Origin of the sequence: Rhodococcus sp. B50, assembly GCF_013602415.1 — a bacterium.
In the GTDB taxonomy this organism is placed as follows: Bacteria; Actinomycetota; Actinomycetes; order Mycobacteriales; family Mycobacteriaceae; genus Rhodococcus.
In genome coordinates this window covers 765,622-790,281 of record NZ_WPAG02000003.1, presented here as the reverse complement: position 1 = coordinate 790,281, position 24,660 = coordinate 765,622, and the positions used below count along the sequence as shown (strand labels likewise).

The window sequence follows — 24,660 nt, the reverse complement described above, 5'->3', positions numbered from 1 at the left end:
TGGTGTTCACCCACCGCGACCTACCGATGACGGTTACCGGCGTACAGGTGCCCGCCGGAACCATCAAACCCGGCGAGTCCCCCGAACAGACCGCCGTTCGCGAACTGTTCGAGGAAACCGGCAGACACGGGCACGTGGTGCGGCACGTAGGGGTACAGAGATACGACCTGCGGCCCATGAGAGACGAAATCGCCGTGCGGCACTACTACCGGATGAACACTCCCGGTGCCGATGTCACCGAACGCTGGCCGGCAGAAGAATCCGATCCTGCCGCCGGAGGACCGACCGTGAAGTGGGACTGCTGGTGGCTCCCAGTAACACAGGCCCACGTACTGGTAGCGGGATTCGGGGCTATGATAGGCGCGATGCTCGATCAAGCCTCATTCGATAAACACTCACCGATCTCGACGTGAAGCCCCGGGATCGGCATTCGCCGTCCCCCCACCGACAACACGCGAGGACCAGGACACCGCTGACGGTGCGCAGGAACAGCACCTCATCACGACCGGCCGCAAAGACCGAGGGACGCACCAAGACCACGACACCACCGGGCGCGGGGTTACCCTGTCCGCAGGGCTACTGCCACATCGACGGGATCGGGCCGGACGCGCACGGTCTGCCATTTTTCGGGGGAACCGGGATTGTCGAAGTTGCCACTGTCCTCGACATGCACGTCGCTCCATACCCATGCTAGCCTTGATGGCACCACATCCCCCACGCCTCTCCACGATGCGCACTTGGGGGATTTTCTTTGTCCGGGCACAGGGAGGGAACGCGTACATGGTCCGGCCGCCACGTGCCCCGCGCCCTCTGCGACCTCGGGGGTTGTTGGACTATGACAAGCCACCGCTGAGCCTCGACGAGCTTGTCGATCGCCTCGCCGAGCGCGGCTTGCAGATCCCCGACCCCGATCGGGCCCGCCGCTATTTGCGTCATATCGGCTACTACCGGCTCTCGCCCTACACGATCCCGTTCCAGGACGGGGGAGCCGATCATTTATTCCGTGAGGGCACGGCGTTCGATGATGTGCTTGATCTCTATGTCTTCGACAGGGCTCTGCGGCTGCTGGTGATGGATGCGCTCGAGCGCGTGGAAGTCGCTGTCCGCGCGGCATTGACCGACCATATGTCGACCACCTACGACGACCCGCACTGGTACACCGACTCCGACCACTTCCATCACCGAGGCAAGCACGCCAAGCTGTTGAACATCGTCCAGGACACCTGCGACGATCGATTGCGTGGCACACCCGACGCGGGGGAAGACTCGTTGGTCCATCGCTCGGCGCTCGAGCACTACCTGACCACCTATCGCACACCGGAGCTTCCGCCGTCCTGGCTCATGGTCGAGACACTGACGATCGGACAGCTGGCCACTACCTACCGCAACTTGAGTCGGCGCGCCGACCGGACCGCAGTCGCGGCAAGTCTCGGTTTGACCGCGCCAGTGCTGGAGTCCTGGCTGCAGACCTACGTGCGGGTGCGCAACATCTGCGCTCACCACGGGCGACTGTGGAATGTCGGTCTCGGTGTCTACCCCGCCATCCCGAGCTCCCGGACCATCTCGTGGTTGGAGGGACCTCACGCCCTTCCTGCACGGTCGAGAAAGCGTCTCTACCCCGTGCTGGTATCGCTGCAATCCGCGCTCGACTCCGTATCTCCGCGCAGCAGTTGGGCGCGGCGGCTCCATGAGCTGCTCCACACCCGTCCCCGGATGAACCTGGCCGGCATGGGCATCCCGGACAGCTGGGCAGACGACACTTTCTGGAGCCGACACCTCACCTGATGTCAGGCCTGTATTTGTCTCAGTGGCACGCCGTCGGACGTGGTGTCGGGACCGTCGGTAACAATCGCCGGCATGGACACCGCTACCGACGAGGACCGCTGGGTTGTACCGACTCGCTGGTGGGGCACAGCCCTGCCGATCCGAGGACTCGGCCCGGCTCCACGCGAGCGGGTGTCCGCCGACGCCGCCGCCCGGGCCGTGAGGACCTACGACGACGCAACAGAGTTCATTGCCTCGGCGCTGGACAATCCCGATTCCGATCCGGCCCTCGTCGCCCACGGGCGCGCCGCTCTCGCCGGAGCACCGGATGTGCTCGGGCACGCGGTGATCGCGACATTGGTGTGTGCCACCAGCGACTTCCCGGCCACCGGTGACCTGCTGGATCTGTGGGTCACCCGATTCGAGGTCGCCGGGGCAGCGCAACTGGTGGCATCGATGACGCAGCTCGGGGTGGCACGGTCGAGCCCCTCCGATGGCCGGCCGGCCTACGAGGGATCCCCGGCCATCGGCGCGGTCGCCCCCGACATGATCCAAGGCCCCGTCGTGACGACCCGCTGTCGCGGCGGGCACATGGTGGGTTTCCGGCCGTGGGAGCCGCATATCGGCTTGCGGCGTCTGGTCGCCGCCCTGCCGGACGACGACTACACCTCCCTGGTGGAGACATTCGCGCAGCTGCGGGGTCGCTCCCGGGCGGTCGACGCCATGATCGTCTACCTGCTCCCATCCCGGCAGGAGTGGGTCGACGCGGCCATCGCGGCGATCCCCCCGCGTAATCATTGGAGCGATCTCGACGGCTACCGGCAGGCACTGTTCGGATCGATCACCACGATGGACCAGCTCGACGCGCTCATCGACGCATCGATCGACGCCGGCCACGACCGCGGGCATCTGATCTGGATGCTCGGCACCGGCAAAGCGGTCCTGCCCAGTCTGGTCTGTCATCTGGGGCCGGCGTGCGCGCCGCTGCTCGCCGAAATCGCCGACGGCAACGTCTCGGCCGCCAACCGCTACAAGATCTACGACTATCTGTCGCACATGCCCACCGACGAGGCGTTCGCTCTGCTGCTCGACCGCCTCGGCCGCAAGAACGTCGAACGCTCGGTGCTCGCCGCCGCAGACCGCTTCCCCCGCCGGGCACTGCGCCTGTTCACCGAACGCGGACTCCAGCGCCTGCGCGACGACCATCTGCGCACCCACCCCGAACTGTCCCCCGATACCCCTGACACCGCAGTGCCTGCGGACGTCCCGGCCGGCCGGGTGCCGGCGCTGCTGGCCTCGCCCCCGTGGGTGGGCTATCGCCGACCGAAACCGGTCACCGTCTCGGTCGAGTCCTCCCCCACCCCGGTGCGCACGCGCTGGCGCGCCGGGGAACGACAGCGGTGGACGCAGACTGCGCCCCGCTATCCCATCGGGCCCGGATCGGGTTGGCGGGCACATATCGAGGCCTATCTGCGGCATCCTCGAGGTCTGAGGGTCGAGACCTTTTCGCAGGCCCCGGTCGAGATGATCCGGCCCTATCTCGACGGCGCACAACCCGGCTTCGTGTGGCGCGCTCTACCCGACCTGCAACGAATCCTCGGCCGGTTCGACACCGAAGCGATCGGCTACGTGCTCGCGGCGGTGCGCTCCACACCGGTCGGCCACCTCGAGGCGTTGCTGCCGGTCGAAGGCGGCGAGATCGCCGCGCTCATGGCCACCTGGTGCACCCGCCGCCCCACCCGTGCTGCGGCGCAGCAGTGGCTGGAGCGGCACGCCCCCACCACAGCGCACGATCTGATTCCCGCCGCGGTCGGTACCCCCGGACCGCCGCGCGCGGCTACGGAGACCGCCCTGCTGTATCTGCACAGCATCGGCTGGGGCGACACGATCCGATCAGCCGCGGCCGGATACGGACGCGAGGCAGCCGAGGTGATCGACACCCTACTCACCACCGACCCGGTCTTGCGGCTGCCCGCCCGCATGCCGGCCCTACCGTCGTGGCTGCGCCCGGAACTGCTCCCGCCCCTCCACGCACGCGGCGGCGATAACGCGTTGCCGCTCGACGCCACCACGAATCTGTGCCTGATGGCGGCACTGTGCCAGCCCGATGTGATGTACGCCGGTATCGAGCAGGTGATCGGCGAACTCGACGCCCCCACGCTGGCGCAGTGGGCGCGGGCGCTGTTCGAGCAGTGGCGCCACGCCGGATATCCGGCGGCGCAGGGATGGATCCTCACCCTGCAAGCACTCGTCGGCGACGACGACACCGTGACCATGCTCAGCCCCCTGATCCGCAGCTGGCCGGGCCAATCCGCCCATAAACGCGCCGTCGCCGGCCTCGACGCCCTCGCCCAGATCGGCACCGACACCGCCCTGCTGCACCTGCACGCCATCTCCGAGAAACTGACATTCCCCGCCCTGAAAACCGCCGCGCAGGACAAGATCGAGCAGATCGCCGTCGACCTCGGCCTGAGCGCCGACCAACTCGGCGACCGTCTCGTCCCGACCTTCGACCTCGACACCCCCGACGCGCTGCACCTGGACTACGGGCCGCGCTCGTTCATCCTCGACTTCGACGAACACCTCCGCCCGATCCTCCACGACACCACCGGCCGCATACGCAAGACACTGCCCAAACCCGCCGCCGGCGACGACCCCGACCTCGCCCCGACCGCATACGCCCGGTTCACCGCGCTGCGCAAGAGTCTCAAGGCCGTCGCCGGCGATCAGATCGCCCGCCTCGAGCAGGCGATGGTCATTCGCCGACGCTGGACCGCAATCGAATTCACCGACTTCTTCGTCGACCACCCGCTGCTGGTCCACCTCGTGCGGCGACTGGTGTGGGGCGTCTACGAGCCCACCGGCGAGCATCTACGCGCAGCCTTCTACATCGCCGACGACCACACTTTCCACGACCTCGACGACACCGTGGTCTCCGCCAGCGACGAGGAGGTCATCGGACTCGTGCACCCCTGCGAACTCGGTGACACCCTCCCCGCGTGGCGCACCCGATTCGAGGTGGCGCAGCCGTTCGAACAACTCCACCGCACCGTGCACCAGGCCATCGGGCCGGACCGCACCGACCTGCGCCTGACCCGCTTCGAACGCCTGCACGTACCCGCCGCCGCACTGATCGGATTGGAACGCAATGGATGGGTTCGCGAAGAACCCGCCGACGCCGGCATACAGATCAGCACGAGCAGAACCCTGTCCTCCGGCACCATCACCATCTCGTTCACCCCCGGCATCTCCGTCGGCGCACCCACCATGTTCCCCGACCAGCACCTCATCGACATCTCCGTCACCCCCCGACCCCTCGGCCAGTGGCATCCCGTCGACACCTCCGAAAGCCTGCGGGACCTCACCGACCTCGCCTCCACCCACACACCCGCAACAACATCAGAACGACCCGGGCAGTAGCACCGATCGGATCACGTTCAGCGGCAACCACACCGAGGCAGACATCTCCGAAGGTCGACCCCTCCGAGGACCTCGTGTTCAACGGAACAACTCTGGGACATCGGGGCCCGTCGGGCTGCTGTCGCAGTGTCCATCGCCAGCGCCGACCTCGGCCGAGGCGCCACCGGACGAGCACACTTCAATCCAATGCCTCGACCTTACGACCCGATGCTTCGCTCGTCCGGATGTACTTGAAGAACAACCGCACCCTTCTCACGTTCTACTGCGTCGTAGCTGATTCTTCGGGGTTTCCAGGCGACGCTCCCCAGCGTATAGACCGTGTCACCGGCCGATGCACCGATGATCGGATCAAGCCACGGCAACTCGAGACGATCCCGACCGGGGTGCCGGTGCGCAGGTCGTAGCGCGAGAGCACCGGCTGCTGTCCTGATGCGGCTCAACGTGGTGATCGCAGGCTTGGATGATGGATGGGGACGGTCTCGCCACTGGCCAGGGTTACGGCGACGTGCAGTTTCTCCCGCCACCGCGCCCGGAGCACCGACAGGACGACACCATCGGCGCCGACACCTCCGGTGTCCGCATCGAGCGAAGACCTCACTTCGAACCGAGACACGCCGTCGGCAGCGATTCCGGCCAATGCCATCCAGCCGAACTCCGGTGGTTTCTCCGCTCCGGATGGATCACCGGACTGGTGGGCTTTCAACCGCTGCAAGTACGACGTCCGAAACGAGCGATCGAATCCAACGCCGGGATTGGGCACCTCGAGGATGAGAGATGCCTCCGGCGAATCGTCGCCTGGCTGCACAAGAACCACGCAACGAGTCGTATCCGCGGCGAATACGACGGCGACATCGCAGTTGCGCTCGATGAGCCGGACTGGACCGAATCGCGTTCCGCTCGCGGTGCGGTACATCGCTGGGACTGCTTCGCGCGCAAGCCTGACCGCTGGGTGGTCGCGTAGGTCTTCGTCGATTCGATCGCGAACCGGCAACAACGTGGTCCCCGGTTCGTCGTCCGGTGTCTTCGACGTTATTCGAATGCTCATAGACCCTCCGACCGTGCCCCCTACAGCGTAGAAGAACCACGCGTGTGAAATCCGGTGATGTAACCGATGTGCGGCCTGCGGAGCAGAGGTTCCGAACGGGGCGCCGAGCGCACCTGCGCACATTCCACTGGCCGCCGTCCAGATCGGTTGCGACAATCCAGACGAGGATTTTCCCGTGCCCGGCCGGCCCCTCACGACCGATGATCATCATGTCGGCCAGCGTGTGCAACCGGTCTCGGACGAGGGACGATTGTCGTCTCACAGGTGGAACCGGGTGCGCCGAAGTGTAGGTCACCATCGCGGGTTACTGCCCGTACGGGCGCGGTGGGAGCGGGTTGATCTCGTCGCTGTCCCAGGTGACCTTCCGACGGCTGCTGGTGTCGATGACTTCCAGCTCCGGGTGCGCCGCCAATGCCAGGGCGCAGTCGGTGGACGAGCCGATATAGGTGGACATCAGGTCGATGTCGGTGGCGACGAACCAGGCCCGGTCCTGCGGCCACCACAGGTTCGGCCCGCACGAGCCCAGGGTGCGCACCGCATCGCGCACCGTGCCGTGCACCAGAAAGTTGTCCCGGTGCGGGATGCGGACCCGCGGTCCGGGAAGGTGCAGGGCTTGACCCGCGCGGCCTTCCCAGAACCCGAACCAGCAATCGTCCAGGGTGCTGGTGTGCTCGACGAGAACCTCGGCCAGGGCCGCGAACTGCTCTTCCGGCATATCACCTTCGTCGGGTTCCTGGTGCCAGACGAGGTCGCGGCCCTCCCCGACCCCGCGATGGATACCGGCCTGCAGCAGTGAGCCCCACTCGACGCTCTGGTGGATCACACCGCCGGTGCGGGCGGCGACCTCGGCCCAGCGCACCCGAACCTGCTGCCCGGTGTCGGGATCGATCCGGGCAGCAGGGTGCAGCACCCGGGAATACAGCGTGTAGATCGAGGGCACCAGCGATCCGACGGTGTACTCGAAGCGCGGCAGGGCCTCGGTGATCCAGTCGCCGGGGGTGGTGTCGTCGAGTACGTCGTCGACCCGCCACACCAGCGACTGCGAGTTCGGGTCGACATGGCGATTCATCTGCTGCCGGTCGCCGGGACCAGAGCCGCTGTGCTCACTCACGTATCCGACCCTGCCACACCGCGGTCGTGCCGGGTGCTCGTCTACGGTCAGGATTCGCTCTGGCGGAAGCGATGCAGCGGACCGTGTTCGAGGCATATTCCCGAACGCGGATCACCCATTCCAGTCGCGTCCAGATAACATGACTCGGTGCGCTGACGTGCAAAACTCGACTCATGAACGGCGATGACACGCCACCGGCGCCGCGGCAGCCGTGGGTGTTGCGTGATCCGATCGGCCGCCCGGCACGCCCACCGGGGCTGATCGTGGCAGTGACGTCGGTACTGCTGTGCACCGGAATCGTGTTCGCCCTGCTGGATTGGTGGCCGGGCCACAGGCACACCGTCGATGCCTTCACCAATTCGATGGTCGTCCTGGTCTTCGGGGCTCTGTTGGTGGTCGTCGGTCTGGTGTGGGTGGTCAAGTCCGCGTTGGTGATCGGGCGGGACCGGCGGTGGTCGTGGTGGATCGCGGCTGCTCCGATCACGGTGATCGCCGCGACGGTGGCTGTTCTGGGGGTTCCGTCGCCGTCGTTCGAGTCCTCACGCAGCGACTTCGACGCCGCCGTCCACACGGTGCTGTCCTCACCGGAGTCTGCCGTGTTCGGGGTGCCCGTCGGGCCGTACACGATGTCCCGGGTCGAGCGACGCGAGAACGGGGCTGTGTACTTCTACGACGCCGATCAGAATTTTCTGACCACCTCCGGCGGCTGGATCTACTCGCCGGCAGGACCTCCTCCGGACCGTTCGGGAATAGACCGGATCGACGCGGCTCACCTCGACGGCCCGTGGTACGAGTTCACCGCCGTATGGGACGAATGATCCTCGGCCGGGTACATACTGCCGTCCGTCGTCGCTCAGGAAGAGACCGTTATGCCCGACCAGAACACCCTCGAAGAACTGCTGCTGGCCGAACGACGCGCGATACGCGACTGGGTGTCCATCGCCGACGTACTCAAAGCGATGGGAACAAATTCCTGGGTGGCGGGACGCGAGGCCGTCCGATCCGTTCTGGACTGCATCGACACCAGCACTCGTCTCCGCATCGGTCGCGTCGACAACCAGTACCGGGAAATACCCAAGCCTTTGCCCGTCGAAGAACTCCTCGACCGGATCTTCACCATCGACGATGCTGCCGACCGGTCCTTCGAGATGATGCAGTTGTTCATCGACACCACAGACACTTCCGCTGACAACGCGCCCGGCCGTCGCTGACCGCCCACTGCGATTGATCTCGCCGACGTCGATGCGGTGCACGAGACATCCCAAGCCGCCGAGCCGAACGCAGGCACTATCGAACTGGAAGCCGGTGTTGTAACGGAAGACATGGCCGTTCTGCAGCAGGCTCCAATCGAAGCGTTGCCGCTGCTCACTGAACAGCTCCCGATCGGTAGGGTCGAACACTACGTGGCGCACCATGACCGTGAGCGAAGAGGCCCGGCGTCCTCGTAGACCTGAAACGTAGGGCCGTCCGCTGACGAAGCCCTCGACAGCTAACGCATGCCTGACAAATGACCAACCCAGAAAAACGTCGTCAACCCTGTCATCACGTCACTGCCACAGACCGCTCTCGGGAGTTGCCCGGCGCGGGGCGGCCTTGCCGCGCGGCCGCGACCGCTCCCAGGGCTACGAGCAGAACAGCGAAGAGCAGCGATCCCCAGAAGGAAGTCCAGTTCGCCAACCCAGTGATGGCCACACCAACGAGCACGGCGACAACGAGCCAGGAAACCCACCTCCGCATGGCCAATGCCGCCACCACGGGCGGGAGCGCGAGCAACAATCCCAGGCCGACCAGAGGCCAGATCCCCAGCACGTGGACCAGGCGGTCTTCACACCGGAACCAGGACTGGCTTTCACCGATCTTCGAGCACGACAACGACACGTCGGCCATCGACCACGAGATCCCCACCCACACCGTGAAAGCCAACGCGACCAATGCTGAAACCCACCACACTGCTCTGGCCACATCCGCAGCCTAGCCGGGCGCATATAACGCGAAGGGATGTCGAGCAGTCTCACTAAATCGCGGCGAATGAGGTCTCGAACTCGAGGAAGACCGTGACCTTCGCTCCTTGGGTTTTGGACACGGCTTACGCCGAGCCCGGAGTAACACGCCACCGGTCAGAGTGGTCATACAGTATGCCGATCGGACAAATCGCCGCATCGCCGTGCGGATCGATCCAGACCGCCTCTGCCGGCCGTAATCGAGGAACAAGCACATGACTGCCTCGGCTGGGCCATTGCACGAACTCGTATCCCGCGAGGTTGTCCTGAACGACTTCTGCGATCCAGGCGGCGGCTTCACTGAATGAGGCGTCCATGGTCAACCCTCCACCGGTGTTGAACCCGCCGATCCCTCGAATGCTCTGCCAGCCGACGAAGACGTAGTAGTCACCGTTGATCGACAAGTCCCACACCAGCTTGTCCGTGTCCACGTGCCGTCCGTACCGAAGGCAACGCAGATCTCGGCCGACGGCGGCGAGAGCTTTGAACCACCGACCCGGGGGTCGATAGTTGGCCCCTCGATCGGTCCGGATTCGCTGTCGACCGTAGGTATGCGCCATATCAAGCTGTCTTCGTTCCACGGGTCCACACGGGGCATGACGACATCATTGCGGTCCCGGTCGCTGGGCGTGGACTCGAGTCGCGAATGCGTCGGAGATCAGCGGCGACGTCTCCGGAAACGTGTTCTCCAGCCTGGAGACATATCTCCTCTGGGCTGCTCCACCATCAGTCTGTAATCCGCTTTCTCGCAGGCTGGATGGCATCGCTCTACGAACCCGAGTGCCGTCCGGACTCAGGAGCGTTCCGGGCGCGGGTTGATGGTGTCGCTGTCCCACTGAACGCTCATCTCGACCGCCACTTCGAACGCTTCCAGATCGGGTGATTCAAGGATCGCCTCGACACACTGTCTGGATCCGCCCACGTAGCTGGCCATCAGGTCGATATCCGTCGCCACGCACCACGCGCGGTCCTGCGGCCACCACAGATTCGGCGAGAGCAAGGTGCGGAACCGGCTGCCGCCTGCGGTGATCGCATCGGCGATCACGAACATCCCCATCCACCCCGCCTGCATACGTCCGGCGCGGTCACGCACATCATCGAGGATGCTGTGTCCTTCCCAGATCGCGAACCAGCACCGGTCCGCAGTCGTCGTGAAGGACGCAAGCACGGCGATCAAGGCCCGGGCAGTCGCACCGTCCAAGCCGCCGATCAGCGGTCCTTCGTCCCACAGCCCCGACTGTCCCTGGCCGCGGTGGGGCGCGGCAGTGAGGAAATCCCACTCCATCAACGGATGCGCGATGCGGCCGTTCGCCTCCGCCACCTCACCCCAGGTGACCGGCTCGACGTCCCCGGCTGCAGGACCGGTCCGCCGATGAGCCGGATGCAAGACGCGGGCGTAGGCCTCGAACACTGGCGGCACCACATCACCGACCAGGTGGCCGTGGTGACCGTCCGCGAATCGCGACAGTGCATCGTGCACCCACGCGCCGGCCGAAACATCCTGCACGAAACTGTCCGTGGTCCACACGAACCCAGAGCCTGCCACGATCTCATCGAGACCGTGGCGAGATCGTGGGCCCGCGTGTTGCCATCACAACCTCGTGCACGGGACCTCGAGGTGAGAGCGCGCAGCTACTGCCCGAAGGTGAAACGCAGGTTCGCGTTGATGAGCTCGTTCACGCGCTTGCGCATCCGCAGGATCGTCTCGTCGTCCGGTACCGGCTCGTCGACAGTCAGTGTCCAGCACACGGTGGTGTCGCTGCGCCGGGATCCGGAGAGCTCGAACCGGATCCGAGCATCGTCGCGCCACGGCCAGATCGAGGTCCACACCACCAGATCCGGCTCGATCGTCTCGACGACCTCGGGGCGTTGTTCGTCCTCGTGCAGCATCAACCACGGACGAGCCGGATCACGGTCGGGGTCGATCAGCGCCTGGTAGACGATGTGCGGCGGGGGCGGCTGAGTGCGCCGCCGGCGCGCGATTTCCGGCATACCGCACCCTAGCGTTTCACTGCCTCGAGACAGGGTCTGCCCTGGTGGACGTGGCGGTAGGTTTGTCGGCATGGATACCGCCCGGCACGTGCTGGCCGCACCGCGGGGCCGACGGTTCGCCGCCCACCTGGGCTATGCGTGCAGCACCGACGAGCGAGCGAGCAACTATCTCGAGCCACTCACCCAGGCAGATGCCCTCGACGTCCTGGCCGCCGTCGACGTTGAAACCGTCGCGCAGTTGTCCGAGCTCGACGTACTCGAAGCATTGGGCCGGGCAACGGATTTCGCGCGGTACTGGCAACCCCCGGACGAGGAGGACCTCTGGTTCGCCGATCCGGCTATCGTCACCGCCTCGAGACCGATCGTCGAGGCGGTGCTGGCCTGCGAGCATGCCCGGTGGTGGAGTACGCCGATGGATCCGACATGCCAACGAGCAGTGCAGAAGCGCTACAACTCCACCGAGGAATGGTCCGAGACGTTCTGGGCGAACCAGGACCAGGACGCCGACCTGCCGGCCTGGCGGCGGCATGTCCTCGACGCCGAGGATCGGTTCCGGCGCTTTCTGGACGCCGAACCCGAGCGACAGATCAGCGGCGAGTGGTGGTCGACCCCGGTCCCGAGCAGAGTCCGGGTCACCAGCCGCGCACGGCAGAATCTGGGTGCGGTGGAGTTGCTGCTCGCCGAAGACGACAACTCCGACGGTCGCCACGCCCGGGTGTGGCCGGTGCATGTCGACGACGCGGCGCGAATCTACGAGATCACCGGCCCCGCCGCCTGGACTCGACTCGTCGACGCGTACCCCCTCGCAGTACCGGCGTCGCGGCGCTCCGACTGGTACGAGGCCACCGGCAAACATCTGCAGTGGTACCTGCCGGACTGGGCAGCGGTGAGCGCCGACTACGACGCGGTGCACCTGACCGTCCTCGGCTATCTCACCACCCCCGGGCGGGCGCTCCCGCTATCCGCCCACACCGGGGCCAGTGTCCTGGCCGGATGGGATCCCGACGCTACTTTCTGGCTCGACCCACGCCTGGTCCGAGTCGACGGCCGCCCCGTCGAATGGCACCGCACAGGCGACACACCCTGGGCACCGGCACCTGTGAGGTGAAGGACCATCCGATTCAGACAGCACCAGCCCCGAACATGGATCCCCTCGACCGCTCGACCGCTCGGGGGCGCGGGACGGCACAGCCCCCTCTATAACTGCTCATAGCCCATAGGGGGTACAGGTCGACAACACCACGATCAGGGATCGACGCCTTCGTCGGTCGTGGTGACAACCGAGGCCCACCACCGTCCGTCGACCGCGATGACCGAATGCGATATCGAGATCACGACGGCGTCCGCGGTCACAGCCACTTCGTTGGCGAAGGTGCCTGCGTGGTTGGACAGTTCACTGTGCAGTTCGGCGAGGCTGTCGTAGGGGCCGAGTTCGAGGGTGTAGACCCCGTACGCGTGATCGGTGCTCATCACCGAACAGTACGGCGGCTGTATGCCGGGCACGCCGGGCACGCCGCAGGGTGCCCGAAGAGCCGTGTCGGCTTTCTCCGACACGGATTGCCACGACCGCCCCGGTGCGCTTCCTACACCGATCCTCCCGCAGTGGCCCCTGCACTCCGATCTGCACCGGGACCGGCGGGCGCACACTCCAGGAGGTCGGAGTCCTCGTCGAACTTCGACCACAGTCGTGACACCACCGCACCCGCGAAACCTGCGACACCGCAGGATCAGCATCAGCCCTCCCGGGGGCGCGCCGCGGCGGCCGCGGCGTGGCTGGCTGCGCTGTTCAGCTGAGTGCCGATCGGGGCGAGGGCCGGCCGGTGCTGCTTAAGATGATCAGGCGGGCTTACCGTCCCAGGAACCGGTCGAGGGACAGCTGCTGTGCCGGCTCCGACGATTGTGGGTCGACGACCCATACCTTCCCGGCGACGATCCAGATCCGCCCGTCGCCGTCGTAGGACACTTCCGGGTACGGCGAATGAATCACCAGACGGCGGTGCAGGGTGAAGGTCACCGGATCGAGAATCGACAGCAGACAGTGCCAATCGCTGTACGGGTTCGGCTCGATGCTCCGATCATCATCCGCGGGATGCACGACCCATACCCACGGCCCGACCGTTCCGACCGAACTTCCCTTGATCCCAGGGGATTCGACCTCGCGCATGGTCAGATCCGGACAGATCGGCACCCACTGTCCTCGGGGATCGACCAACCACGCAGGTTCGCCTCCGACGATGACTGTGCCCGTCCCTGCCGGCAGAGTCGGGCCCAGGTGTAGGTGTCCGTTCGGGTCGATGGTGAACAATCGGCTGCGCGCGTCGTCGGTGTGGGCACCGGAGCGCAATAGCCCGAGGAAATTGTCGGGGCCTGGGTGCACGGTGTGGATACGGCCGTCGACGGGCTCGAGGTCGTGGTGCCGCCCGTCCGGCCACCGCATGCTCAGCACGCTCTGCCCGTCGGTGTGATGCCAGGACAGCAGCACCCCGTCGAGTGCGGCGGATCCGGTGACGCGGTGCTCGTCGATCCGCACGGCCGCCTCTTCGAGAGTGCAGCGGAAGATTCCGTCTCGTCCGACCACCCAGCAACCGTCGGCGTCGGCATGCACCCAACGCGGACGGTGTGCCGGTGCGGGGAGGATTGCGCCCGGAAACCGGTACTCACCCACCACCTGCTGTTCGTGCAGGCGGAGCACCACCGGCAGTTCCCGATCGATGATCCACACATCCGGGCCGTGCGCGGACACCGCGGCCGGAACAACAGCAGGCCGCACCGGTGGCGGCGGCACGTCGTCGAGGTCGAGATCCACCAGGACTCCGCATTCACGGGTCCGGTCCTCACCGGCAGCCAGGTGCGCCGGTAGACGAAGGTCGTCCCGGAACACCCCGATCGCCGCGGCCACGTCCCGAAAACGCCGGGTGCCCGGTACCGGAACCCAGCGTGCAGGACGCGAAGGTTCGGTCGGGGACGACTCGACGAACCGGTAGGTGTCGGAGACGATCCGGGCACGCAGGATCCGTCCGGTGACCGAGCCGGTGGTGGCATAACCGAGATCCCCGATGATCCGACCGGTCAATCGTTGCCGCCCGATAGCGGGGGCCTTACCCCCGATTCGTGGACACGGTGGTGGATTACGCCGCGGACACCAGCGTAGCGGCGTACCGGGTTTCGTAGGCGTTCGGGGACAGGTACCGGCACCAGGAATGCCGGCGGCGTGTGTTGTATCGGACGAGCCAGGCGAACACCCGACGCCGACAGGTGACCGCGTCGGACCAGGAGCCGGCATCCTGGAGGACCTCCCGCTTGAGGGCGGCATTGAACGACTCGGCGAGACTGTTGTCGGCGCTGGTACCGACCGCACCCATCGACTGGATGACCCCGAGCTCGGCGCACAAGGATGCGAAATCCTTTGCTGTGTATTGCGATCCGTGATCGGAGTGGAAGACGGAACCGGCGAGGCTGCCGCGTGTGAGCTTCGCGTCGGTAAGAGCATCACGGACGAGTTCGGTGCGCATGTGGTCAGCGATCGACCAGCCCACCAGACGCCGCGAATAGCAGTCGATGACCGTGGCCAGATACAGGTTGGTCCCGTCGCCGATGGGCAGATACGTGATGTCGCCGACGTACCTGCGGTTGGGTTCACTCGCACTGAAGTCACGCTTGACCAGGTCGGGGACCTTCTGATCGGCGGGCTCGGGGATCGTGGTGCGCACTGCGCGGCGTCGCCGGTACCCGACGATGCCGTGTTCGCGCATGACGCGGGCAACCCGTTTGTGGTTGACCCGCTCCTCTGCGGGGACGCCGTCGTTGATCTCCGCGGTGATCCTCGGTGCCCCGTAGGTGTTGTCCCCTGTGTGTACGGTTTTGATCCGCTCGGCGAGCCGCGCATCGGCCTCGGCTCGCGCCGCTCTCGACGGCGCAGCCCGCTGCCAGGCGTAATAGGACGATCGCTCGATCTCGACGAGCTCACACAGCCGCTTCACCTCGTAGGTGTCGCAGTGGTCGGCAACGAACTGGAAGCGGCTCACCAGTTCGTCTCCCCTGCGAAATACTTGGCCGCCTGACGCAGGATCTCGCGTTCGGTGGTCAGTTTGGTCGTCTCCGCCCGCAGCGCAGCGTTCTCGGCCTCGAGGCGGGCGATCCGGACGTCCGAGGTCTCCGGCACATCACCGGCATCGCCCGCACGCGGGCGGGTTCGGGGTGCGCCGGTGGTGACGGCCCCGGCAACGGCTCTTTTCCTACCGGTGCCGTACTGGTCGATCCAATGACGCATGGTGCCGCGCTCGACACCCAGATCCGCCGCGACCCCGCGGATCGTCGCTTCAGGAGTCGACTCGTACAGGTCGACCGCCTGCCTCCGAAACTCCTCGGAGTAATTCTTCCGTCCCATGGTTCTCAATCATCTCGCTTTCCCAGCAGATGCTGGAATCAGCGTGTCCAAGAACCGGGGTCAGGTCCCCGGGGCGCCGGCTGTACCAGGTGGCCGTCCACCCGTCACCGCGCACGAACAATCGCCACTCCCACCACCGCTCCTCGTCCCGGAAACCCGCAGAAGCCGACGGCTGGAACAGCGGGATGCCGTCATCGAGAGGCTCGACATCGACGTCGACGGTGACGATGCTCGGATCCGCCTCATCCGGCAGCGTTTCCATGAACAACAGGGAATAGCGTCCGATGTCGCCGACCTGCGGTGGCGCGACCTCACCATCGCCGATGGCAAGCTCGGTCACCAGCACCGACAATCCCCGGTGCGACCGTCCCCGGCTCATGTTCACCACTGGACGATCACCACCAGCAGTGTTGCGACAACCACACGAATCCTCCCTTTTACGTGCATAAATAACACGTCCCCCGTTGAATCTGCCGACGGGATGCGAGATGTCGGTGCGGAACTGGAGCTCTGGTGACCCGAGCATCCGGTGCTACACCGCAGAAGCCAGGACGGTTACGGCGCGGTGTGTGAATCGTAGTTGACGACGCCGTTGTGTTTGGTCACCGTCGACTCCACATGCGTGCCGGTCGTGTAATCGTCGACGAACAACGTCATCGACTCGATCACCGCCGAGAGCGGATGCTCGAACGCCGCCCGTGCATTGCGTGCACAGATCGACCGCGCCGATCCGTGCGGATAGAGATCGGTGATCGCCGCGGTCGGAGTGAAACGACCACCGAGGTCGTTGTCCGGGTCGATGCGACCGGTCCACCACCTGTCCTGCGCGCGATGAAGTGCAGTGGCGCAGGTGACTTCCACATCGACGATGGTCAGATCCGTATAGCCGGCACCGCCGAGTTCGGTCAGCAACTGCGCGCCGAGACCGTCCCAGCGGAACGTGCCTTCGATGACGATGTTCTCCCCCGCCCTGATACAGCGTTCCCGTGCCATGTCGAGAATCTCAGTGGATTCGCGGTGCACGAGCGTGGCCAACTCCCGCGGACGCAACCGGCGACCATCCGGCAAGACCATCTCGAGCAGATCGTCGTAGACGCCGCGGCCGAGCCCGTCACCGATCAGGTGATCCTCGAGCCGATCCGCATCGAGGACACACCAACCGTGTCCTGCCAGACCACGGGACTCGATCGCGGTGGACTTACCGGCGCCGGGAACGCCAGCGGTGACGATCGCGCACCGGCCACCGTGCTCGACGCCGTCCTGCTCGGCTAGATACGCCTCGACAATCGCATCTTTGGTGCGACGGCGGCGGGGGTCGTCGGCGTACAGGCGAAACGATGCCCGGTCACCACCAGTGTCGAGTATCCCGCCCGGGGCGCACCACGAGTCGAGAACGGTGTGGGTTTTGACGCACAGCTGTTCCACTATCGGCGGCTCGCCGCCCGCCGCGCCGCGGTGACCTCGAGCAGACGCTGATAGTCGTCGTCGCTGAGCAGATCCCCCGCGCGTTCGATCTGATCCCAGCTCCCGCGTACGTAGGCGTCGGCGTTCGGGTCGCCCTCGGGCGGGCCACCGAAGGTGTAGTCCCAGTGCTCGAGTTCGTCCATCATCTGCTCGTGATCGATCTCGCCGACCGCATACCGCAGCAGTACCTCACGAGGGGTGCGCTCGCGGATATCCGGCCGCAGACGAGCCTTCTTCAGTAGTCGACTGATCTCGGGCTGCTCCACTCCGACACGGCGTGCGATCTCGCGTTGCGACCATCCGGCCTCGACCGCGGCGAGGACAGCGCGGATCTTCTCGAGCTGCGCAAGTTCCGCGCGCGGGGAGATCGCCCGCAGTTGCCGCTCGATATCGTTCTCGAACGCCACCGACATCGTATTCACCACCTCAACTGGCTATATACCAAATGGTATCACCCGTGGGTGACGGGGCAGCGCGGCCACGGCGACCCCGTCCACACCGAGCGTCCGCAGCGGTCTTCGTCCGAGAACCCCCGCCACCTGCTCGATACCGTGGACGCAGCCGGAAGGGCCCCTACCCCCTGACCCGACCTGACATCCGGTTCAATGGTCACCCACCCCGCACGAGCCGTACGGCCAGCTTATGGCCACGCGCAGGACCGAACGCACCTGTGATGCCGCTCGACGCCAACGGGATCAACGATCCTTCCCGATCGGCACGCCGGCAAGCATGCGCCGTCGCCGGCAGCGGCGATGATCGATCCCCCATCGGCACGAAGAAGACCGGCTCTCCGCATCGGCGGAGGAAGATTTTCGCGAGTTCCGGATTCGAGTCGATCAGAGAGTCTGTGCAGCGACTTCGTCAGAGACAGCCACCCACTCCGCTCGGTCCCGCAGCGGCACCTGCGCGACCTCTGCGGAGGAATCCGCGCTCGTGGACCGCGGTCGACGCGGCGACGCCCTGTGAAGGCGGTGCCGACCTCGATCCCTCGCCCGGACCGGACGCCGCGTATCCGCGCCGGCTACGGTCACCTCACTCGTGTCTGTGCCGCGGCCGCGTCGTTTCGGCCAGTGTGGTGGTGCTGCGTCTGCTGGGCCCGGGTGGCGGGGTCGGTAGGCCGGTCAGGGCGCATCGAAGCGTGGAAGGGCACCCCCAGCTGCCCTGCACTCCGGGGGGATGGGGTCAGGTCGCCTCGGTGAGGAAGAGGGAGGGCCAGTACGGGAAGAGTCGCCAGAGTCCCCCGTCCTGCCAGTCGAAGAAGGTTCCGCCCTGGCCGTCGGTATACAACCACTTCATCACCGCGGTGAACGGCGCGTCGTTGACGATCAGGCGGACGTGCGCCTCGGCGAGGGCGGCGCCCTTGTGGTGGATGCGGTCGACGGACCACGAGGTGAGTGCGAAGCGGCCGTAGAGGCGTTTGGTTTTCACTGCCCGTTTCTGATCCGGCATGGTCGCACCGCTGACATGGAAGTGCTTGCCAACCAGTGCCCACTGCTGGTTCTGCCACCTCTGGAGGAAGTCCAGACAGGTGCGATCGATGTCGGAACGGCCCTCGGGGTTCGGGCTGATGGTGTGCTCGTGGGGACGCCACCGAGCGAGGCGTTGCGTCGTCTCCCTTTGCGCGAGGAACGCCTGAGCGACCTCGGATGCAGTCGGGGTCGGTTCGGGGCGGTGGGACTGCTTCTGGCATGCCCTCGCCCAATCCGCAACCGCGAACAGTCGGTTCCATGCTTTGGTCGCGACGATATCGTTGTCGAAGTCGATGACCATGCCGTGCAGAATCCCGTTGCGTAGCAGCTCGGTCGCCGGGTCGGTCGTCGTCTTGTAGACACCGGCGTTGAAGGTGCGGTGAGCGTGGCTCAGTCCCATGTGGTGGCCGGCAACGCTATCCCAAGACACCATCTCCGAGGGGTCACGGCTGTTGAGATTCTTGCGGCCGTTCTGCCGGTCGGTGTCGTTGACGAACCCGTCCATGACGGTGAGCAGGACGAGCACTGTGCTGTAGTAGCGACCCTCACGGTAGTCCGCGAGCGCCTTGTCGAGCAGGGCTCTGCGCGGTCGCATGAAGGGAAGCGTGTTCAGTAGAAGCAGCTGGGAGTCGATTCGTCGATCGGACTTGTAGTAGTCGATCAAGCGCCGTTCGGCGACGTCGACGTCAGCGGTGTCGATGATGTCCTCGACCTCATCCAGAACGAGATAGTCGGTGAACACCCAGTTCCGAGGTCCCAGCAGCTCGTAGAACCTGTCGACGATCGAGACGACGCGGTGACGCTGCGTTTCCAAGGATGCGATCTGTTCCCGCACGGCATCGTCCACCAGCACCGACTCCGCGAAAGCCTGGAACTCTTCGAGTCGCTGATCGAGTTCGACGACACTGGGGAGATCAGCAGCTGAGCCGTAGGGCGACGTCGGCACGTCCATGAAACGACCGTAACGAGCGATACCGACAATCCGGTCGCACGAATCCACCGACACTCGGCGATGGATCTCGCGGAGACGAGTTCACAGACCGATCTTCCCGGTCATCGGCACGGGCACTGGCCCGCCGGGCCGCGCCGCAGGCTCCGTGTCGGCAGCACACAGCATGATCGCCTCGTGAATCTCGATGAGTTCTTCCGTCAGGACGCCGGTCCTCGCATCGTCCGCATCAGTGATGTTCCTGCACTCGCCCCTGTAGATCCCGTGGCGCGGCAGGAGCGATGGGCACGATCGAGCCTGGCTCCAACGCTGGAGAAGGTTTCCCGCTTGCTCGCCGACCTCGACCTATCCGCGATCACCAGCAGCGACGACTCGGTGGTGCGGTCGTTCTTGGCCGGGGTCAGCGAGCCGGCGCGAGGCCAGGCGACCGATCAGCTGCGACGCGGTAATGCCGTGCTGCACACCATCTCGTTGCTGACCGCGATCAAAGAAGTCATCGTGTACGCGGATGCGACCGACAACGCGGATGCAGAGGTCGTCTCCGATGACGAACTGTTGGCAATGCTGCTGACGATCGCCGACGAGGCCGACGAAGCAGCGATGCCGTCACGTGGAGTCGACTTCGACGGTGCACTCGCCGAGCTCACCGTCACCAGGGTGGCGCAGGCGTCGCTGTTGTTTCCCGACCCGTGGGAATTCCTTGCCACCTCCACCGCGAGTACCTGGCAACGGGCTTGGTCTGCGCGTACTGCCCCGAAAGCACTCGCCGGCCTTGCGGAGACGCCGGCCGCTCAATGGCATCGCATCACCGGGGTCGTCCTGGACGACTTCCTGGCACTGGGCTGGTTGTTCTACAACCTGTGGCGGCATGAGGGCTTCACGCGAATCGATGTCGGATTCTTCGACTCGAAGGTCTCTCCGGAGGCTGTGGCTTTTCTGGTCGAACACTGCTCGCTGTCTCTGGCCGAGATGCGCGATCTTCTCGCACGTGAGCAAGGGCGCGACGCCTTCTTGTGGACGCGCTACAAACTGCAGCAGTACCCGTTTGTGCAGCTCGACGACGGCACATTGCTGCCGGTGCGGTTCCAGTTCGTCATCCAACGCATCTTCGGTGACCACCTCTACCTGGAATCCCACAACATGTTGTACCAACAAGATTCCAAGCAAGCCGACCACTACGCCACGGCGATGCGCGACATCTTCGAAGAACGCGTCGGGGAGGTACTGGAACGCATCTGCTCGTACGACACCAGCGGCGCCACCGTATTGGTGGAGGAGAAAGCCATGAAACACACATGGCGCACCAGCAAGGGCAAAATACCGAAGATCTGCGACTTCGCCCTGTTCCGAGACCACGGATGCGTACTCGTCGACGCCAACATGCGCAACCTGCCCCAGCCGTTCGCCGAGCGCAGCGGCACCTTCGCGGCTCTCGAGGATGAGATCCGCACCCGCTTCACCACCACGAAGTTCGGACAATTCCTCAGCACCGTCGACCTGTTCCTCAGCCGGGGATGGAACAAGCTCGCCACGAAAGTCACCCACCGCACCCGGTTCGTGCCGCTGGTCGTCGTACCCGACGCCGGGATACCAGGTGATCTCACCCTCGAGAACCTGATCTTCACCCAAGCTGCGCCCCTGGTGCAGAAGTTCAACGACAATCCGAACTTTTATCGGGTCCATGTTCCCGCGATCGTGACCTGGCGGGATCTATTGATGCTCGACGGACTCGCAGAGCAGGGAATCGACATCGTCGCGCTGCTCAAGCGCTGGCGCAATGTCGATCCCTTCGGAGCAGTATCAGGCCGCGAACCACTACCTGTCCCGTTACGGGAATACACCGACCGGAAGTACCCGGGTGTAGCGGTCTTGAGCCAAGCCGAACACCGCCGCGGATTCGAGTTCTTCGAGCACCTTCGCGCACACGTCACGCAACGCGCAGTCGATGCTGCGCCCCCGCACCAACGACGCGCGCTCACTCTGTTCATCGACGAGCTGCGCCGTCACCGACCTACCTGGGAGAACCGACACGAATTCGCCGACGACTGAACTGGAACGACCCCGCCACCCCGGGCCCCGGCGTGTGGCCATCGCCTACCTCGACCACACCGCACCCGACCTGCTGCCACTGCGGGCCGGGGACCAGCTGAGCGTCAACGCCGCCCGCGCCGCCGTGCGCGCACACGCCACCTCCCCCACCGCCCTCGCCCACTTCCTCGACGCCGGCGTGCAGGTGCTGTCCACACCGAACCTGCACACCGGACTGATCGTCACCGCAGAGAAGGTAATCGTCGGCCCGGCCAGCGCCTCCCACGCCTCGACCATCGCCGACGAAACCGCGCTGATCACCGACGATCCCGACGCCATCGCCGCCGCACATGCCTTCCTCGACAGCGCCACCGCCATCTGGCAGATCGGCCGCGTTGTGCCGTTGGCCGGGATCGGCAGCCGCACCCGCACAGACCACGACTTCCTGCCCACTCCCGTGCGCCGCATGTTCCTACGACACCTCGCCAACTACACACCTACCGCGGACAAGGAGACCAACTGGACCTCACCTGCGCCCGGCAAGGGCGCGCCGAACCCGCCTGCAACCCGGCGACGTCATCATCAACGACGACAACACCCACTGCACCCGCCGGTGGTTGTCGACGCCGGCCCGCACCGCATCCCCCACACCCGCCACGCCGCCGCCTACCGGCTACGCACCCGCACCGACCTGGACCCCATCGCCGTGGCGGACGCCGCGCGCATCCTTACCGACCGCGGTCACCCCAACCCGCGGCTGCGTCACGACCACCGCGTCATCTCCCCCACCCGGCGCCGCGCGGTGCTGTGGCTGTGGAAGCTCTGACCTTCGGCGTCGGTACGGTGCGGCCTCGCGCCCACGGACAATCCGGTAACGGACACGCCGCGACTTTACGATCCCTGGTAACCGGACTGGGACGTGCTGACGTGAGCCGAAGTTCTGACGGCGCCTCTGAGCTTGTCTCGATGCGAGAGCTGTACACTCGATCTCTTCGTCTGCGGACGGAGTACTCGGGAGCGACGACCGATGTCAGAACACATCCACGTGATGTCCCCCGCCTTGTCACCACCGCACGGACAGCCTCGTCACCGAGCGGAGATCGACACCGGAGATGTTCCCGGGCGACGTCCCGTCCCCTGGCCTCTGTGGGACCGCACTCGTCCGTGTCGGAGGATGTGATGACCGCATGGGTGCAGATGCTGGTGACCATGGCCGACGGGCCTCGCGAGCCAATCCACGGTGTAGTTGCCGCGTACCGCAACTCCGACGAACCGTTTCACTACTACTACGGCACCTACGGCGAAGAACCCGTCTTTCTCCCCTTCCGACTCGAGGGCGTACGTCTGTATCGGTGGGGACGCCGATCGAGAATCGAAACGCTCGACGGGCACGTGCTGTTCGTCAGCGACGGCACCACCGCCTGGGACTTCACTACCGAACCCGATCGTCCTCGCTGCACCGAACTACGCCGGGTGCATTCTCCGGGTTCGGGCCGGTACCTCGTGATCACCCCACGGGTCGAACATTGGGTCGGAGACCACCATGCCCGTCCGACAGGACCGGTGACCGACCTCGAGTTTCTCGACCGCCGTTGCTGGTCCGTGGACCTGGCCGCACGTGAGAGTGACCGTAGGCCCAAGCCCTCGATTCGTCTGGTGGTCGATGCCGAGACCGGCACGGTGCTTGCGCAACATTCGGGTGACGGCATCGACGGCGCCGCATTCACCGACCTGACCGTGGGGGAGCCGCTCGATCCTTCCCTGTTCACATGGGACGGACCGGTCGTCTCCGACGAGGACTCCCGCGTCCGCGCCGGACACGGCGGCCCGCCCGCTACCCGGTGGGAGGAATCGATGCAGTGGTTCCGGGAGAACATCACCGCCAAACCCATCCACGTGCCGGTGCTGATGGATTTCACCCCGCGCCTGGTCGAGCTGACCGATCCGCAGTCCGGTGCGTTCTCCGCACCACTGGGCACAGACCAGCGGACAGGCTGGCTCATCCGACGGCCCCGATCGAGCACACCATGGAGGGTCAAGGTGCACGGCCACCAGGTGGCTTGGTCCACCACGGATTTCGATTGGGCCTGTCAGATCTACCGGGGAACTCTCGACGACGCCGCGCTCGCATCCCTGCAGCACCAACTCCATCCGCACGAGTCGGTTGTCGGTACACCCCACCTCGTGTTCGGCGGTTCGGACGGCCCGTGAAAACACACGCGGCGATGCCGTTACACGGCCCTGGTCGCAGAGGACAGTTCCAGTTCCATCCGGCCCTTCCGTGGCATCGTCACACACTGATGCCCGCGTGTGAATACATATCCGCCCCACGGCAGGCGCGGATCTCTACCGCGTCCCTTCCCCGCGCCGAGGGGGTGCGGGGTGTCGTTTCCTGCCGACCGGAACACCTTCGTTTCAGGTGGTACGGGCGATCTCCACAGCGAAACGACCATCGACGGTCGAGGTCACCCGGGAATCGATGTGCAGACCGGACTTGCGGACCGCAGCGATCTTCCCGGTACGCAGATCGCGAGCGGCGACGCTGGCCGCCTTACGCTTGTCGCGGTCATAGACCTTGTAGGTGAACCACTTTCCCGGTGCAGCTGAAGCCAGGGCATTGACCTTTGCCGCAGCGAACTCCTTCGGCGAAGGGGTGCGCTCAGGGACAGGCTGGGCACCGAACACCTCGGCCAGCGTCTTATGGTCGGGTTCGGCGGTCAGCTCGTCGAGCAGGTCGCGGTGCCGCGGGTCGTCGAGCTTGCCGAGTTGCCCGGCCTCAACAATGCCGTGGCCGGTCGCGGCGTCGACCGGCGTCCAGTCGAGCTCGTTGTCCCAGTAGAAGTCCCGGCCGAGCTGGCGGTGCAGCACGAACCTGCCCAGCTTCGGGACATACGCGTAGATCCGGGCGGCCTGCGTGTCCTCGAAGGCGAGCCACTGATCCTGACCGAGGTAACTGACGGTGTACAGGCTCATCACGTGTCCCTTCCGAGATTCATCTTCCGTGGTGCGTAGTTCTTCGGGGTGACCGGGC

At 65.6% G+C, this 24,660-nt stretch carries 23 protein-coding genes; 9 read left to right on the top strand and 14 right to left on the bottom strand.

The window, feature by feature from the left end; genetic code table 11:
• Positions 1 to 2: 2 nt before the first annotated feature.
• The 3 genes from GON09_RS28125 (at position 3) to GON09_RS28115 (ending at position 5,184) form a co-directional block, all read left to right on the top strand.
• Positions 3 to 413, top strand: a complete 411-nt coding sequence (locus tag GON09_RS28125) for an NUDIX domain-containing protein (protein WP_307854595.1) — start codon at positions 3 to 5, stop codon at positions 411 to 413.
• Positions 414 to 825: 412 nt separating this feature from the next.
• Positions 826 to 1,785, top strand: coding sequence for an Abi family protein (locus GON09_RS28120; RefSeq protein ID WP_244867071.1), 960 nt, complete (start codon positions 826 to 828; stop codon positions 1,783 to 1,785).
• A 72-nt stretch (positions 1,786 to 1,857) separates the two neighbouring features.
• Complete coding sequence (locus tag GON09_RS28115; protein WP_213935190.1) at positions 1,858 to 5,184, top strand: DUF4132 domain-containing protein; 3,327 nt, start codon at positions 1,858 to 1,860, stop codon at positions 5,182 to 5,184.
• 436 nt (positions 5,185 to 5,620) lie between these two features.
• Here the strand turns inward: GON09_RS28115 and GON09_RS28110 are convergent, their stop codons facing one another.
• Both GON09_RS28110 and GON09_RS28105 read right to left on the bottom strand, forming a co-directional pair.
• A complete protein-coding gene (locus GON09_RS28110; RefSeq protein ID WP_213935189.1) occupies positions 5,621 to 6,097 on the bottom strand; it encodes a hypothetical protein in 477 nt (158 codons plus the stop codon).
• 436 nt (positions 6,098 to 6,533) lie between these two features.
• Positions 6,534 to 7,340 carry a hypothetical protein gene (locus tag GON09_RS28105; RefSeq protein ID WP_213935188.1) on the bottom strand — a complete coding sequence of 269 codons (807 nt, stop codon included), beginning with the start codon at positions 7,338 to 7,340 and terminating at the stop codon, positions 6,534 to 6,536.
• Between the two features lie 173 nt (positions 7,341 to 7,513).
• On the opposite strand from GON09_RS28105, the gene GON09_RS28100 reads away from it, so the two are divergent.
• Together GON09_RS28100 and GON09_RS28095 are read left to right on the top strand one after the other, a co-directional pair.
• Positions 7,514 to 8,158 carry a DUF1109 domain-containing protein gene (locus GON09_RS28100; RefSeq protein WP_213935187.1) on the top strand — a complete coding sequence of 215 codons (645 nt, stop codon included), beginning with the start codon at positions 7,514 to 7,516 and terminating at the stop codon, positions 8,156 to 8,158.
• Positions 8,159 to 8,209: 51 nt separating this feature from the next.
• Positions 8,210 to 8,551 (top strand): hypothetical protein, encoded by a 342-nt coding sequence (locus tag GON09_RS28095; protein ID WP_213935186.1) that lies wholly within the window; start codon positions 8,210 to 8,212, stop codon positions 8,549 to 8,551.
• Between the two features lie 331 nt (positions 8,552 to 8,882).
• On the opposite strand, the gene GON09_RS28090 is transcribed toward GON09_RS28095, so the two are convergent.
• From GON09_RS28090 to GON09_RS28075, 4 genes are all read right to left on the bottom strand, one after another.
• Positions 8,883 to 9,302, bottom strand: a complete 420-nt coding sequence (locus GON09_RS28090; protein ID WP_307854594.1) for an ABC transporter permease — start codon at positions 9,300 to 9,302, stop codon at positions 8,883 to 8,885.
• A 124-nt stretch (positions 9,303 to 9,426) separates the two neighbouring features.
• Positions 9,427 to 9,771, bottom strand: a complete 345-nt coding sequence (locus tag GON09_RS28655) for a hypothetical protein (protein ID WP_307854593.1) — start codon at positions 9,769 to 9,771, stop codon at positions 9,427 to 9,429.
• A 362-nt stretch (positions 9,772 to 10,133) separates the two neighbouring features.
• Positions 10,134 to 10,661 carry a hypothetical protein gene (locus GON09_RS28080; RefSeq protein ID WP_244867070.1) on the bottom strand — a complete coding sequence of 176 codons (528 nt, stop codon included), beginning with the start codon at positions 10,659 to 10,661 and terminating at the stop codon, positions 10,134 to 10,136.
• A 311-nt stretch (positions 10,662 to 10,972) separates the two neighbouring features.
• Entirely contained in the window at positions 10,973 to 11,332 is a 360-nt protein-coding gene (locus tag GON09_RS28075) for a hypothetical protein (protein ID WP_213935184.1), read from the bottom strand.
• 70 nt (positions 11,333 to 11,402) lie between these two features.
• Here GON09_RS28075 and GON09_RS28070 point away from each other — a divergent pair, with 70 nt between their 5' ends.
• The gene (locus GON09_RS28070) at positions 11,403 to 12,440 is read left to right on the top strand and encodes a hypothetical protein (protein WP_213935183.1); all 1,038 of its coding nucleotides are present in this window, start codon (positions 11,403 to 11,405) and stop codon (positions 12,438 to 12,440) included.
• 137 nt (positions 12,441 to 12,577) lie between these two features.
• Here the strand turns inward: GON09_RS28070 and GON09_RS28065 are convergent, their stop codons facing one another.
• From GON09_RS28065 to GON09_RS28035, 7 genes are all read right to left on the bottom strand, one after another.
• Positions 12,578 to 12,802 carry a hypothetical protein gene (locus GON09_RS28065; protein WP_213935182.1) on the bottom strand — a complete coding sequence of 75 codons (225 nt, stop codon included), beginning with the start codon at positions 12,800 to 12,802 and terminating at the stop codon, positions 12,578 to 12,580.
• Between the two features lie 376 nt (positions 12,803 to 13,178).
• On the bottom strand, positions 13,179 to 14,405 hold the full coding sequence (locus tag GON09_RS28060) for a hypothetical protein (protein WP_213935181.1): 1,227 nt from the start codon (positions 14,403 to 14,405) through the stop codon (positions 13,179 to 13,181).
• 55 nt (positions 14,406 to 14,460) lie between these two features.
• Positions 14,461 to 15,719 (bottom strand): IS3 family transposase gene (locus GON09_RS28055; protein WP_374195413.1). Its coding sequence is split into 2 segments (ribosomal slippage): positions 14,461 to 15,368 and positions 15,368 to 15,719, totalling 1,260 coding nucleotides; the frame shifts between segments, so codons are not numbered across the junction.
• Entirely contained in the window at positions 15,652 to 16,065 is a 414-nt protein-coding gene (locus GON09_RS28050) for a hypothetical protein (protein ID WP_244867069.1), read from the bottom strand. The genes GON09_RS28055 and GON09_RS28050 overlap by 68 nt, the downstream gene beginning before the upstream one ends.
• A gap of 209 nt (positions 16,066 to 16,274) precedes the next feature.
• Positions 16,275 to 17,144 (bottom strand): zeta toxin family protein, encoded by an 870-nt coding sequence (locus GON09_RS28045; protein ID WP_213935180.1) that lies wholly within the window; start codon positions 17,142 to 17,144, stop codon positions 16,275 to 16,277.
• Positions 17,144 to 17,596, bottom strand: coding sequence for a hypothetical protein (locus GON09_RS28040; RefSeq protein WP_213935179.1), 453 nt, complete (start codon positions 17,594 to 17,596; stop codon positions 17,144 to 17,146). Before GON09_RS28040 ends, GON09_RS28045 begins: the two co-directional genes overlap by 1 nt.
• A 769-nt stretch (positions 17,597 to 18,365) precedes the next feature.
• On the bottom strand, positions 18,366 to 19,604 hold the full coding sequence (locus GON09_RS28035; protein WP_213935178.1) for a hypothetical protein: 1,239 nt from the start codon (positions 19,602 to 19,604) through the stop codon (positions 18,366 to 18,368).
• A 174-nt stretch (positions 19,605 to 19,778) separates the two neighbouring features.
• On the opposite strand from GON09_RS28035, the gene GON09_RS28030 reads away from it, so the two are divergent.
• The 3 genes from GON09_RS28030 (at position 19,779) to GON09_RS28020 (ending at position 23,840) form a co-directional block, all read left to right on the top strand.
• Positions 19,779 to 21,650 (top strand): hypothetical protein, encoded by a 1,872-nt coding sequence (locus tag GON09_RS28030; RefSeq protein WP_213935177.1) that lies wholly within the window; start codon positions 19,779 to 19,781, stop codon positions 21,648 to 21,650.
• A 34-nt stretch (positions 21,651 to 21,684) separates the two neighbouring features.
• Positions 21,685 to 22,455, top strand: coding sequence for a phosphatidylserine/phosphatidylglycerophosphate/cardiolipin synthase family protein (locus GON09_RS28025; protein ID WP_213935176.1), 771 nt, complete (start codon positions 21,685 to 21,687; stop codon positions 22,453 to 22,455).
• 353 nt (positions 22,456 to 22,808) lie between these two features.
• Positions 22,809 to 23,840 (top strand): hypothetical protein, encoded by a 1,032-nt coding sequence (locus GON09_RS28020; protein WP_213935175.1) that lies wholly within the window; start codon positions 22,809 to 22,811, stop codon positions 23,838 to 23,840.
• Between the two features lie 204 nt (positions 23,841 to 24,044).
• Here the strand turns inward: GON09_RS28020 and GON09_RS28015 are convergent, their stop codons facing one another.
• Positions 24,045 to 24,602: a hypothetical protein gene (locus GON09_RS28015; RefSeq protein WP_213935272.1), complete on the bottom strand. Its 558-nt coding sequence runs from the start codon at positions 24,600 to 24,602 to the stop codon at positions 24,045 to 24,047.
• Positions 24,603 to 24,660: the final 58 nt, after the last annotated feature.

Bases quoted from the DNA above. Each gene is read 5' to 3' on its own strand.
- GON09_RS28115 (WP_213935190.1), top strand. From the start codon at position 1,858: ATGGACACCGCTACCGACGAGGACCGCTGGGTTGTACCGACTCGCTGG.
- GON09_RS28110 (WP_213935189.1), bottom strand. From the start codon at position 6,097: ATGTACCGCACCGCGAGCGGAACGCGATTCGGTCCAGTCCGGCTCATC.
- GON09_RS28100 (WP_213935187.1), top strand. From the start codon at position 7,514: ATGAACGGCGATGACACGCCACCGGCGCCGCGGCAGCCGTGGGTGTTG.
- GON09_RS28095 (WP_213935186.1), top strand. From the start codon at position 8,210: ATGCCCGACCAGAACACCCTCGAAGAACTGCTGCTGGCCGAACGACGC.
- GON09_RS28075 (WP_213935184.1), bottom strand. From the start codon at position 11,332: ATGCCGGAAATCGCGCGCCGGCGGCGCACTCAGCCGCCCCCGCCGCAC.
- GON09_RS28070 (WP_213935183.1), top strand. From the start codon at position 11,403: ATGGATACCGCCCGGCACGTGCTGGCCGCACCGCGGGGCCGACGGTTC.
- GON09_RS28065 (WP_213935182.1), bottom strand. From the start codon at position 12,802: ATGAGCACCGATCACGCGTACGGGGTCTACACCCTCGAACTCGGCCCC.
- GON09_RS28040 (WP_213935179.1), bottom strand. From the start codon at position 17,596: ATGTCGGTGGCGTTCGAGAACGATATCGAGCGGCAACTGCGGGCGATC.
- GON09_RS28035 (WP_213935178.1), bottom strand. From the start codon at position 19,604: ATGGACGTGCCGACGTCGCCCTACGGCTCAGCTGCTGATCTCCCCAGT.
- GON09_RS28020 (WP_213935175.1), top strand. From the start codon at position 22,809: ATGACCGCATGGGTGCAGATGCTGGTGACCATGGCCGACGGGCCTCGC.
- GON09_RS28015 (WP_213935272.1), bottom strand. From the start codon at position 24,602: ATGAGCCTGTACACCGTCAGTTACCTCGGTCAGGATCAGTGGCTCGCC.